We start from the raw sequence: 12,741 nt of genomic DNA on the forward strand, positions 1-12,741 counted from the left end.
TTGTAATCCTACCGCAGGCGGTGCCTGCGGTGTCAACGGAGACGAGGCCGGTATACCGGCATACGTCTAGTAATCAACAGGCGCGGGGCCGAGTTCGTCCAGCAGCTTCGCCATGGCGGCGTAGGCGCGGTCCCGGTAGGCGACCAGCTCCGCGCTGCGCTGCGGAGGAGTGGCGAGGAATCCGCTTCCGCTCTTGACGCCCAGGTCTCCCCGCGCCACCCGCTCGCGCAGGACCGACGGTTCGGCGAACCGGTCGGGGTACGCCTCGCCCAGCGAGCCGTAGCAGAACTCGTACACGTCGAGGCCTGCGATGTCGGCGATCGCGAACGGCCCGAAGAAGGGCAGCCGGAAGCCGAACGTCGTGCGCGCGATCGCGTCCACGGATTCAGCGGAAGCCACGCCCTCCTCGACCAGACGCGCCGCCTCAGTGAACAGCGCATACTGAAGCCGGTTCAAGATGAAGCCGGTGACGTCGGGAACCTCGACCCCCTGCTTGCCGCACTCCGCGAGCAACGCGATCATGCGCGTCACCACGGGTGCGTCCGTCCCCGCGTGCGGGATCACCTCCACGCCGGGGATGAACGTCGCCGGGTTGCTGAAGTGCACCCCGAGAAAGCGCTCCGGTCGCTCCACGGCCTCGGCGAGCGAGGCGATCGAGATGGTCGAGGTGTTGCTGCCGATCACGGCCGCAGCCGGCGCCGCAGCGCTGATCCGGCGCAGGGTGTCGTGCTTCACGGACAGGATCTCGGGCACGGCCTCTTCGATGATGTCGGCGTCCGTCACGGCATCCTCGATGCTGGCGGCTGCCCGCACGGCATCGTCGATGCGCGCGGTCGCTCCCGCAGGGAACAGCCCCTGCTTCTCGAACTGCTCGGCTTCACGGACGATGCGCGCGCGACTCTCCGCCGCGCGCTCCGCCGTCACATCGGCCAGCATGACCTCCCGACCGGAAAGGGCGATCACCTGGGCGATTCCTCCCCCCATGTAGCCGGACCCCACCACGGCGACGCGTTCGCTCATGCCGACTCCTCCTTCTCCAGCTGATCGATCAGCTCCACCTTGGCCGAAGATGCCGACTGCGGGTCGAACGTCAGTCCCAGCCATTCGTCCACCAACGTCTTCGCCAGCTCCGGTCCGATGACCCGCGCACCCAGCGCGAGTACCTGCGCATTGTTGCTGAGCACCGAACGGGCGACCGAGTAGCCGTCGTGCGCCGTCACCGCGCGCACGCCGCGCACCTTGTTCGCGGCGATCGCCATCCCCAAGCCCGTGCCGCACACCAGCAGGGCCCGGTCGGCTCGCCCTTCCGCGACCATCCTCGCCGCCTCGGAGGCGACCCGCGGGTAGGGCGTGTGGCCGTCCACATCCACCCCGACGTCGACCACACTCTCCACGCGGGAGTCGGTCTCCAGCAGATCTCGCAGGACCTCCTTGTACGCGTACCCCGCGTCATCCGCGCCGATGACGATGTTCCAGCCGCTCACGATCGCTCTCCTTCTCGCTCTTCCGTTCCTGTATCGACGCGGGACGCGACGACCTCGACGACCAACGCGAAGGACACCGCCCCCGGATCAGGATGCCCGATGCTGCGCTCCGCCAGGGGACGCGCGCGCCCCTTGCGGGGACGCAGTGCCGCGGTCGCCTCCGCTGCCACAGTCGCCGCGGTGCCAGCGGCACGGAGTGCTTCCTCCACCGAGGACCCCTCCGCGATGGATCGCCGCAGCTCTGCTTCATAGGGCAGGAGCGCATCGAGCATGGTCTTGTCTCCGGCCTCTGCGCCCCCGAGCGCGACGATCCGCTCCCGCGCCGCGGTCACCGCATCCGCCAGTGCGGGCGCACTCTCCGCACCCGCGGCCTCGGCGATGCGACCGAACGTGGACAGCGCTGCTCCCCACAGCGCCCCCGACGTGCCCCCGGCGACCTCCGACCACGACTCGCCCGCCGCCGCCATCAGGGCGGCGAGCCCGTGCTCCGCAGACGCAGCGGATGCCGCGGCCACCGCCGCCTCGAGCCCCCGGCTCATACCGATGCCGTGGTCACCGTCGCCGGCGATGGCATCGAGCGCCCCCAGGTTCTCGGACTCCGCGATCACGGCGTCGCGCGCGGCCGACAGCAGCTCACGCGCCAGGGCGGCGGCCCGCTGAGACGCCGCGGATGCCGGCTGCCGATCCACCACGTCCGCCTCGACGGATCGCTCGCGATTCAACGCCTTCGCTTCTGCGGTCGCAGATGACGCGACCGCGCCGCGACGGAACGCCGGTGACGCGGCGGGGGCATCCCACAGCGTCTCCAACTCCTCGTCCAACCAGAGCAGGGTGACCGAGACGCCCCCCATGTCGAGGCTGGTCACAAGCTCGCCGCACAGTGGGCTGGCGACCGTGATCCCCGCGCTCTCGAGCGCGCGATGCAGGTATCCGAACAGGACGAAGAGCTCTTCGTACTTCACCGTCCCGAGACCGTTCACGATGAGCGAGACGCGGGAGCCCGCACCGGTCGGTCGCTCCTCCAGCAGCGGCTCGAGCAGGGTGCGCGCGAGTTCCTCCGCTCCCTGCACCGGCACATCGCGGATGCCGGGTTCGCCGTGGATGCCGAGCCCGATCGACATCATCCCCTCGGGAACTTCGAACAGGGGCTCGATCGTCCCGGGGACCGTGCAGCCCGAGAACGCCACACCGATCGTGCGGGTGCGGTCGTTCGCATGGCGCGCGAGCCGCTCCACCTCGTCGAAGGAGTCGCCCCGCTCTGCGGCGGCACCGGCGATGCGGAAGACGCAGAGGTCTCCGGCGATACCGCGGCGCTTCTCGGCCTCGTCCACCGGCGCGCTGGCGATGTCGTCGGTCACCAGCACCGTGCGTACGTCGAGGCCTTCGTCACGGAGCCGGCGCTCGGCCTCCCCGAAGTGGATCACATCTCCGGCGTAGTTGCCGTAGCTGAAGAGCACACCACCGCCCACCTCCACCGCGCGGGCGACCTGCACGGCCTGGCCCGCCGACGGTGAGGAGAAGATGTTGCCGCACACCGCAGCCGCGGGCATCCCGACTCCCACGATCCCCGCGAAAGCGGGGTAGTGGCCGGACCCGCCGCCGACGATGACCGCGACCTTGCCGGGTTCGAGCGCAGAGCGTCGGGCGATGCCGCCCTCGACCCGGCGCAGTACGTCCGCATGCGCGAGCACCAGACCGTCCAGCGCCTCAGCGACGAAGGTGTCAGGATCGGAGAGGATGCGGGTCATGACGCGAACTCCGGCAGCTGCTGGGCGACACGGCTGGTGCCGGGCGCGTAGTCACGGCGAGGGAGGATGCGTCCTCGCAGATAGTCGCGGTTGGCGGCGCTCATGCTCAGTCCGTCGCCACCGTAGTGCTCGGTGCAGATGACTCCCTGGAACCCGTTCTCGATCGCCAGCCGGAACGCGGAGCGGTAGTCGATGAGGCCGCTCTCGAGGTAGGCCGGCATCGTGGTGACCGCGCCCGAGGCCGGATGCTCATCGCGCGTGTAGTTCTTGACGTGCCAGAAATTGGTGAACGGCAACGTCTTCGCCAGGACCTCGCGCCAGTCCTCGATCGGCTCATGCAGCCGGATCAGGTTCCCGACATCGGGGTTGAGCCCGACCTCCGCCATCCCGATGTCCTCGACCAGGCGCACCGCCGAGTCCGCAGTCCCCAGATAGGTGTGCTCGTACATCTCGAGCGAGAGGAGGATGCCGAGGTCGGCCGCGTGCGCACCGAGTTCACGGAACCGCCGCACCGCCAGGTTCCAGGCCTCGGCGTCATCAGGGAGGTCGCGGTGCCCCTCGACCGTCCAGAACCACAGCTGCTCCCGCTGGCGACTCGTCAGCGCCTGGTGAAGCCCGACCGATACGATCCCGATCCCGAGTTCCGCGGCGAAGTCGAGCGTGCGGTGGCTGTAAGCGAGGTTCTCCTCGCCGGACTCACGATCGATGACACTCCGCCGGATGGCCGAGACGGAGGCCGCCCGCAGGCCGGTCGCATCGAGCGCGGCCCGGAACGCCTCGCGACCGTGCGCGTCGAGATCGCCGTATCGAAGCCAGGAGTCGGTCAGGTCGACATGGGTGAACTCGGCGTCCGCCACCTCCTGCAGGGTGGCGCTCCACTCCTGCCGGAGTGCGTCGTCGTCCGCACTCAGCGGCAGCTGGGCCGTGAACGGCAGCATGGCGGCCGCGATCGGCCAATCGTCGGCGGTGAGCGCCATCATCCATCAACTCCATCGAATCGGATATCATGCACGATACACGGTCATGATTGTCTCGTCACCCATCCTTCGCACAGATCCGGCTCCGAGGGCGCGACGAAGCAGCCGCCTCCGCGCGCGATTCGGCGCCGCTCAGGGCAGAGCGGATCACCCGAGCGCACCGTGTTCAGTAGCGGACGAGAAGAGCGAAGAGGTCAGATGTCGAGCTCCGCGAGCGCGCGCTCCCGCACTCCGGAAAGGTGAGCGTGCATCGCGTCTTCTGCCGCATCCGCATCGCCCGACGCGATGGCGAGGGCGATCGCGCGGTGCTCGGCGACCGTGTCGGCGGCATCCGTGACCCCACGACCGGAGAACAGACGGAACCTCTGCACATGACTGCCCAGCGCATCATAGGCGTGCAGCAGGAAACGGTTCTGGGTGCCGGCGACGATCGCGCGATGGAACTCACGATCCGCCTCGTAGTACGCGCGGAATGAGTCGAACTCCTCGCCGAGCGGTGCCGTCTCCAATGCGATGACGCTCGCGTCGAGCTCATCGATGAGCTCGTCCCGCGCCGCCCGCCGCGCGGCGGTGGCCGCCACAGCCGGCTCGAGCAGCAACCGCGCGTCGATCAGATCCGCGAGCTCCGCGGCGGTGAGCGCCGGCGCCACCCGGTAGCCCCTCAGCGCCAGCCGCTGCACCAATCCCGTGCCCTCCAGACGTGTGAGCGCCTCGCGGACCGGGCTGCTCGATACGCCGAACTCCCGCGCGAGCGCATCGATGCTCAGAGGGGAATCCGCCGGCAGGTGACCATCGATGATCAGGCGGAGCAGCTGGTCGTGGACATCGTCGACCACCAGGCGTGGACTGATCCGCTCAGGGCGGGCAGGTCGGCGTGACTCGGTCGGCATTGCGCCATCCTACGGGGCACCGCATGCCCGGCAGTGTCCTGCCGCGCGGTCCACAGCACCGCGCGGGGCGGAAGCTAGAGTATGGGGAATGTGCCGCAGCGGCGGCACGGTGCGCGATGGGTGGGTCATGGGTTCGACGATGCACGACGTCGCGCGCCTCGCCGGCGTGTCGATCAAGACCGTCTCGAACGTCATCAACGACTTCCCGCACGTGCGACCTGACACACGCGACCGCGTGCAGGCCGCGATCGACGAGCTCGACTACCGCCCCAATTTGTCCGCCCGCGGCCTCCGGTCAGGCAAGACCGGCGTCATCGGTCTGGCGGTGCCTGCGCTTCGGGAGAACTACTTCGCCGAGCTCGCCGATGCGGTCATCCGCGCCGCGGATGTGCGCGGTCTCGGAGTCGTCGTGGAACAGACGAGCGGCGAGCGCTCTCGTGAACTCCAGGCTGTGAGCGGCGGACGGCTGCGACTGACAGATGGCCTCGTGTTCAGCCCTTCCGCCCTCGGGCAGAGCGATGCGAGCGCGCTCGACACCGATTTCCCCCTGGTGCTGCTCGGCGAACGCATCTTCAACGGGCCCACCGATCACGTGGCGATGCACAACACCACGTCTGCGCGAGCCGCCGTCGAGCACCTCATCGACACGGGCCGCCGACGCATCGCCATCATCGGCGCCGAAGAGCAGCGCGGCATCGAAGTGAGCTCGGCGAGTCTGCGTCTGGACGGCTACCTCGAAGCACTCGATCAGGCGGGTATCCCCGTCGATCAGCGTCTGATCCGTCCCAGCATCCATTGGAACCATGCCGCCGGAGCCGAGACGACCCGACAGCTCATCGACGAGGGCATCGCCTTCGATGCGGTCTTCGCGCTCAACGACTCCATGGGGCTCGGCGCCCTGCGCGCGCTGGGTGAGAGCGGGATGCGGGTTCCGGAGGATGTGGCCGTGATCGGCTTCGACAACACCGACGAGGCGCACTTCTCGGTGCCGTCACTGACGAGCGTCGATGTCGGCCGCGAGCAGATCGCCGCGTCTGCCGTCGACCTGCTGATCGAGCGCATCGAGGAGAAGGGCGACCGGCGCCCACCGCGCACCGTCACTCCCGACTTCCGGATCGTACGGCGCGAGTCGACGGGCTTCCCCGGCACACGCCACTGACCTGCGCCCGCATCGGAACGGGGCACGCTTCCCGCCTCGGACCGCCTCACGGGCAGTCAGGAGGGATCGCCGGATCTCGCCCCCTGCGCTGCGGCGACGGCCGCATCGATGCGTGCCTGCACGCGTGCAGCCGAGCGCGTGCGCAGTCGATGGAACAGAAGCACCCCTGATACCGCGAGCACGATGTGCACGAGCTGCGACCACGGCACGGTCCACGCCGTGAACGACTCGACGCCTGCCTCCATCGTCCCCTCGATCTCGTCATCACCGACCGCATCCGGCGTCGCGACCGCTCGTCCGTCCACGAAGAACACCGGCCACATCGGCATCTCGACCTGCGCGGCGACGGACTGCCCCGGCAGGATCTCCCGTTGCGGATCAGCGGCCTGGTCGCTGGCGACCAGGCCGAACGGGCCGGCGGCATCGACGACCGTCTGCGCCCCCACCCGCACGTTGCCGGTGTTGGTCAGGTCGTAGCGCACGGTCAGGATGCCCGGAGCAAACGGATTCCACGACGGCTCGTACGACGCCTGCAATGCCTGCGGTCGCACACCGGTCATGATGTCGCCGGACACTCGCAGATGCACGCGCACACCGACACGCGAGGCGAGCTGGACCTCCGAAGCGGCGTCGGGGAGCAGCTCGGCGACGATTCCTGCGGGATGGTCACCAGGCGATGCATCCGCGGGGATCTCGATGCGCACGGAAACAGCCACCGTCTCTCCCGCGGGGACACTGACCGCGAAGCCGCCATCCTCTCGGGGCGTGGCTCCATCGACCGCGCCCAGCGCCACCCATGCTCCCCCGTCGACCGAATCCTGCCCTGCAGGGATCAGGTCGAAGCTGCCGTCGCGTCCGACGACGCCGTCACTCGCATAGACGGCGAACGTCGCGGGCTCGGCGCCGAAGTTGGACAGCGCAAGACTCTCCGCCACGAACGCCCCCGGTTCGACCCGGTGCCGCAACGAGACGCGACCGTCGGGCGCACCGCCCTGCGCCGGTTGCAGCGCCCAGGTGGTACCCGCGGTGGGATCGTCTGCGGGGTCGGCGGCCTCCGTCGGCGCTGACGGTCCGTTGATAGCCGGCGACGGGTCGGCGGTGACCCCGCCGAATGCGATCGGGACCATCGGCTGCCCGAAGATGAGTGCGAGCGCGAGTCCGGTCGCGCCGAGAGCGGGAAGCGGGTGCAGGTTCATGGGTGCTCCAAACCGTCGTGCGGCCGGACGATGAATCGACCGGCCGCACGGTTCCGGGTTCCGCGGTCAGTCGACCGGGAACAGCGAGATGGACAGGATGCTGGAGTAAGACCCCGGCTGTGTATCTACGGGCACCTCCAGCTGCAGACCGGCTCCGAGCTTCGCGGAGCCGAAGCGACCGTCCGATGACGCACTTGCCAGCTCGCCCGAAGCCGAGAGTCCCAGGCCGCCGTCCAGCGCAGTGGTCAGTGACTCCCCCGCGGACAGACCGGCCCGCGGCGTGAGCACCTTGGGCGCCCAGCCCAGATGATCGGCCTGGATCGTCTGACCGAGCGAGGTGAACGGCTGCGCCTGCGCGGCGACGGTCCATCCACCCAGCCCCGCTTGCTGCGCGGTGCGGGAGTCGGTCACAGCGACCTCGGGCAGTTCGCCGGTGAACCGCAGGCGGTCACCGACGTTCTGCGGTGCCGACAGGGCGATCCCCGCTCCGAAATCGGCGACGGTCATCGCGAGCACACCGTTCTCCCCTTCTGCGATCGCCGCAGTCACGGGGATGCCCGATGCCGTCTCGGCCGCGAACAGCTTCGGCGCGAAGTCGATCAGCGCCTTCTGCCACACGTCCCAGCTGTGCGGACCGGGGATCGGCGGGTGGAACTCGTGCGCGATGCCCCGGCTCTCCAACGCCGTGATCAGCGACATCGTGTTCTGATAGGTGAAGTCCTGGATGTCACCGGTGTAGACGGCAAGGAGCTTCGTTCCCGCGTTGATCGCCTCGACGTTCGCGTTCGCCGGCGGAGCCGTGAACGCGGAGAACGCACCGATGTAGGCGAACTCGCCCGGATTGGCGTAGAGCGTGCTCAATGCATGACCCGACCCCATCGACAGTCCGGCCAACGCGCGTTGCGAGGGATCGGAGCTGACGTTGTACGCGGCCTCGGTCGTCGGGATCAGCTTCTGCATGATCTCCTTCGGATAATCCACTCCGTTGCCGTTCGCCATCACCACGACCATGGGACGGATCGTTCCGTTCGCATAGTGGTTGTCGAGGATCTGCGCGGCACGACCGACCTGGATCCAGTCGCTCCACGTCTGTCCGCCTCCATGCTGGAGGAAGAAGACCGGGTACGGCTCTTCACGGTCGGAGTCGTACCCCGGCGGCGTCCAGACGTACGCGGAGCGGTCCTGCGCGCCGGCGAGCGTCGGGTAGTTCATGGTCTCGACCGCGCCGCGCTGCTCCGGCGCCACATCTGCGGTGAACGCACCGCGGATGCCGTCGCCGGCCACGAAGAACGTACTCCAGTTGGCCTCGGAGGTCACGGTCGTCGGGTTGCCGGCATCCTTGTGATCGACCCGATCCACGACGAACTTGTAGTAGTACGAGCCACCCTCGAGCGGTCCGAGCGTGAGACGCCAGCGGTCGCCGACCTTCTCCATCGGGATCCGCAGCCAGCTACCGGCTGGCGCCCAGTTCGCCCAGATCGTGACGTTCTTCGCGGAACTGAACTCGGTTCCGGTCTCGAAGGTCACGACACCGTGTTCATCGACCCACGGCGTCGGAGTGGTACCGGTCGCGGGAACAGAGTGCGCACCGTTCAGAGCTCGGTGCCCTGCACTCATCCCGTGGTCGTCGACATCCTGGAACAGCCGCGAAGCGAAATCATGGAGCGAGTCCTGCCAGGTCTCCCAGATTCCGCCGTAGCTCGGGTTCACGCCATCGAACTCGTACTCGACACCGGCGGCGTCGAGCTTCGCGGTCAGTGCGACGTTCTGGTTGTACGACCGGTCCGTGGTGTTGCCGACGTAGAGCCGGATGAGGTCGGTGCCGTCGTTGATCTGCGTCGCCTTTGCCGCGTTGATGCTGCTCACGAGACTGCCCGAGAACGAGCCCACCTTCGAGAACTCTCCCGGATCCGTGACCATGAGGTTCAGCGCCTGGGAGGCACCCCGACCGATACCGGCGATGGCTTGGTCGGCCGCGTCATCCGAGATGTGGAACTCGCCACGCGCTGCGGGGAGCAGATTGTCGAGGACCTCGGAGCGGACATCCGTCGAGTTGCCGTCGCCCATCACGACGACCATGGGCTCGATCTTCCCCTCGACCGCGAGGTTGTCGAGGATCTGCGCCGCGCGACCGAGTTCGGTCCACTCGCTGTGCGCCTGACCGGCATCCTGCAGGAGGTAGAGCACCGGGTACTCTTCGGCGCGGTTGGCGTCGTAGCTGGGCGGTGTCCACACCTGCGCGGAGCGCTCCTCCCCGGCGGTGGCGCTGTCGTAGCTCAGCGTGTGCAACTCTCCTCCCGCAGGGACATCCGCCTGCCAGGCAGCCGAAGCCCCGCCTATGAAGAACGTGCTGTACGAGGGCTTGGCAGTGACGGCCTGTTCCGCCGCCGGGTTGCGGAACGTGATCAGCTTCTCAGTGCCGGCGACCGTGGCCTTGTACTGGAAGTAGTACTGACCGGGCTCGAGCGGTCCGATCGTGGCGGTCCACGAGCCTCCGCTGAGGCCGAGGTTGAGCTGGGACCAGCTGTTGCCCGGACCGAAGTTGCCCTCGACCGCGAGCGAGGCCGGTGCGCTACCGACCTGGCTGCGCACGACCGAGTCCGGCACCGTGAACCGGTAGAGCCCGTCTGCGGGCTGGGATATCCAGGGGTCCGCGGGGGTGGCCTCGGCTGCTGCCGCGGGTGCGACGGCCAGCAGCGAGCCGGCCCCCACAGCGGTCGCCGCCAGTAGTGCGACCCAGCGGCTGCGACTGCCGCGGGAAGAAGCACTTGTTCGAGTTCTCATCACCTTTGATTCCTCTCGTGTCATCCGCGCACAAGACCGCACGCGGCTCGGAGCACGCTCTTTCGAGCAGAGTCCTCAGCGGGATCACGCCGGCGCGTGGATAGAGCAGATTTACAACGTCGTAATACCGCTGCCTGACAGCATGTCGCGCCAATATTCTGGTGTCAAGGCACAATTACGACGTTGTAAATCTGGCACAGAGAATTCCGGTCGCGATATGTCAGCCGAATCAGCGAATTAGGCTGGCATATCGCGACCGGAGCAGGAGGTGACGCTGGCGAGGATGCTCAGCCGGCGGCTTCCTCCGGGCGCTCCTGCACGTCGACCGCGGCCGTATCGGGCACGTAGGCGTCGATGTGCCGCTCGTCGGGCCCGTTGTACAGCGACAGCGGACGGATCAGCGCGTTCGCCGACTGCTGCTCGATGATGTGCGCGGTCCACCCGGTGATGCGCGCGGCGACGAAGAGCGGCGTGAACGTGAGCGTGTCGAACCCGATGAGGTTGTACGCCGGGCCCGAGGGATAGTCGAGGTTCGGGTAGATGCCCTTGCGGGCGACGAACTCGCTCTCGAGCGTGTCGTACAGCTCGCCGACGGCGGGCTTGTCGTAGTGCGCGACGAGCGTGTCGAGCGCTGCCTTCATCGTCGGCACCCGCGAGTCCCCGCGCTTGTAGACACGATGCCCGAAGCCCATGATCTTGCGCTTCTCGGCGAGCGCGGCGTCGAGCCAGCCCTCGACCTGGTCGGCCGTGCCGATCTCGTCGAAGATGTGCATGACGGCCTCGTTCGCCCCGCCGTGCAGCGGCCCCTTGAGGGCGCCGATCGCCCCGACGACCGCGGAGTACAAATCGCTCAGGGTCGAGGTGATCACGCGCGCCGTGAAGGTCGACGCGTTGAACGAGTGCTCGGCGTACAGGATCATCGAGCGATTGAACGCGTCGACCACCACATCGTCGGGCTCTTCGCCGAACGTCAGCCAGAGGAAGTTCGCAGCGTAGTCGAGGTCGTCACGCGACTCGATCAGGTCGAGCCCCCGACGCCGGCGCTGCCCGTACGACACGATCGCGGGGAGTGCGGCGAACAGGGTGAGGCTGCGCTCGAGGTTCTCCTCGGGAGTGCCGACGGCATCCAGCACATTGCTGATGCCCGCGGTCTCGATCGCGCCGATGACGCTCACCGCGGTGCGCACCTCGTCCATCGGATGCGCGTCGAGCGGCAGGCGATCGATCGCGTCCTTGACTGCCGGCGAGAGCGCGCGGTGCCTGCGCTCGGTCGCGCGGAAGGCCGCGAGCTCCTCCGGCGTGGGCAGCTCGCCGTTCCACAGCAGATAGGCGACGGCCTCGAACGGCTGCGTCGCCGCCAGTTCCTGCACGGGGTACCCGCGGTAGAGCAGGCTGTTCGTCTCGGGGTTGACCTTCGAGATCGCCGTCGTGTCGACGACGACGCCCGCGAGGCCCTTCTTGATGTCCGGCTCGGTCATGGTCACTCCTTCGTGATGGTGAAGTTGAAGACCCCGGAGTCGAAGTGGTTGTACGACTCGTAGTCGATGAGGTCGTAGAGATCGGCGCGGTGCTGCATCTCGCCGAGCTTCGAGGTCAGATGCCCCTCGTCGTTCAGAGTATCGAGCGCACGGCCCGCCGCGCCCATCGCGATGCGCAACAGCGACACCGGCCAGATGACGATGCTCACCCCGGCGCTCTGCAGCTGCGCGGCGGAGAACAGCTCGCTCTTGCCGAACTCGGTCATGTTCGCCAGGATCGGCACGTCCAGCGCACTCGCCATGGCCTCGAACTCGGCCAGCGTGCGCATCGCCTCGGGGAAGATCGCATCCGCCCCGGCATCCACCAGCGCCTTGGCGCGGTCGATCGCGGCATCCAGTCCCTCCACGGCGCGGATGTCGGTGCGCGCCATGATCAGGAAGTTCTCATCGCGGCGCGCGTCGGCGGCGGCACGGATGCGCTTGATCGCCGTGTTCTCATCGACCACGCTCTTGCCGTCGAGGTGGCCGCAGCGCTTGGGGTTGACCTGATCCTCGATGTGCGCGCCGGCGAGTCCCGCATCCTCGAGCTCCTGGATCGTGCGGGCGACGTTCATCGGCTCGCCGAAGCCGGTGTCGGCATCGACGATCGCGGGCAGGTCGGTCATGCGGGCGATCTGCTTCGCGCGCCCCGCGACCTCGGTGAGCGTGGTGAGGCCGATGTCGGGCAGCCCGAGGTCAGCGGCGAGCACGGCGCCCGAGATGTAGACGCCGTCGAACCCCTTCTCGGCGATGAGCCGTGCGCTCAGTGGGTTGAACGCCCCGGGGAACCGCAGCAGCTCGCCGCTCGCGAGCCGTTCGCGGAACAGGCGGCGCTTCTCGGCCGGGGTGGTGGTGGAGTACAGCATCAGATGCTTCCTCTCATGCGGTCAGCGTTCACAACTCCGCAAATACTCCGAGCCCTGCGGCCCGCCACGCCGTGATTCCGCGGCGCTCCCGTCGACATACCGGTCGCGGCGCCAGATTCT

Annotated in this window: 10 protein-coding genes; 1 reads left to right on the forward strand and 9 read right to left on the reverse strand. The window is 68.2% G+C overall.

The annotated features are described in order from the left end of the window. Positions 1 to 66 precede the first annotated feature (66 nt). The 5 genes from P0Y60_17290 to P0Y60_17310 form a co-directional block, all read right to left on the reverse strand. Entirely contained in the window at positions 67 to 1,020 is a 954-nt protein-coding gene (locus P0Y60_17290; protein ID WEK61034.1) for a 3-hydroxyacyl-CoA dehydrogenase family protein, read from the reverse strand. After that, positions 1,017 to 1,484: a ribose-5-phosphate isomerase gene (locus P0Y60_17295; protein ID WEK61035.1), complete on the reverse strand. Its 468-nt coding sequence runs from the start codon at positions 1,482 to 1,484 to the stop codon at positions 1,017 to 1,019. Before P0Y60_17295 ends, P0Y60_17290 begins: the two co-directional genes overlap by 4 nt. Beyond that, entirely contained in the window at positions 1,481 to 3,232 is a 1,752-nt protein-coding gene (locus P0Y60_17300) for a dihydroxyacetone kinase family protein (protein WEK61036.1), read from the reverse strand. Before P0Y60_17300 ends, P0Y60_17295 begins: the two co-directional genes overlap by 4 nt. Beyond that, on the reverse strand, positions 3,229 to 4,209 hold the full coding sequence (locus tag P0Y60_17305) for a sugar phosphate isomerase/epimerase (GenBank protein ID WEK62939.1): 981 nt from the start codon (positions 4,207 to 4,209) through the stop codon (positions 3,229 to 3,231). Before P0Y60_17305 ends, P0Y60_17300 begins: the two co-directional genes overlap by 4 nt. A gap of 194 nt (positions 4,210 to 4,403) precedes the next feature. After that, positions 4,404 to 5,099, reverse strand: coding sequence for a GntR family transcriptional regulator (locus tag P0Y60_17310; protein WEK61037.1), 696 nt, complete (start codon positions 5,097 to 5,099; stop codon positions 4,404 to 4,406). Between the two features lie 88 nt (positions 5,100 to 5,187). On the opposite strand from P0Y60_17310, the gene P0Y60_17315 reads away from it, so the two are divergent. Continuing rightward, entirely contained in the window at positions 5,188 to 6,258 is a 1,071-nt protein-coding gene (locus tag P0Y60_17315; GenBank protein ID WEK61038.1) for a LacI family DNA-binding transcriptional regulator, read from the forward strand. A 56-nt stretch (positions 6,259 to 6,314) separates the two neighbouring features. On the opposite strand, the gene P0Y60_17320 is transcribed toward P0Y60_17315, so the two are convergent. The 4 genes from P0Y60_17320 to prpB all read right to left on the reverse strand — a co-directional run bounded on the left by P0Y60_17320 (position 6,315) and on the right by prpB (position 12,621). Continuing rightward, positions 6,315 to 7,454: a hypothetical protein gene (locus P0Y60_17320; GenBank protein ID WEK61039.1), complete on the reverse strand. Its 1,140-nt coding sequence runs from the start codon at positions 7,452 to 7,454 to the stop codon at positions 6,315 to 6,317. A 66-nt stretch (positions 7,455 to 7,520) separates the two neighbouring features. Then, the gene (locus P0Y60_17325) at positions 7,521 to 10,238 is read right to left on the reverse strand and encodes an alpha/beta hydrolase-fold protein (protein ID WEK61040.1); all 2,718 of its coding nucleotides are present in this window, start codon (positions 10,236 to 10,238) and stop codon (positions 7,521 to 7,523) included. A 287-nt stretch (positions 10,239 to 10,525) separates the two neighbouring features. Then, complete coding sequence (locus P0Y60_17330) at positions 10,526 to 11,716, reverse strand: bifunctional 2-methylcitrate synthase/citrate synthase (protein ID WEK61041.1); 1,191 nt, start codon at positions 11,714 to 11,716, stop codon at positions 10,526 to 10,528. 2 nt (positions 11,717 to 11,718) lie between these two features. Then, positions 11,719 to 12,621: a methylisocitrate lyase gene (prpB, locus tag P0Y60_17335; protein WEK61042.1), complete on the reverse strand. Its 903-nt coding sequence runs from the start codon at positions 12,619 to 12,621 to the stop codon at positions 11,719 to 11,721. Between the last annotated feature and the right edge of the window lie 120 nt (positions 12,622 to 12,741).

The organism is Candidatus Microbacterium colombiense (genome assembly GCA_029203165.1).
GTDB classification, from domain to species: Bacteria; Actinomycetota; Actinomycetes; order Actinomycetales; family Microbacteriaceae; genus Microbacterium; species Microbacterium colombiense.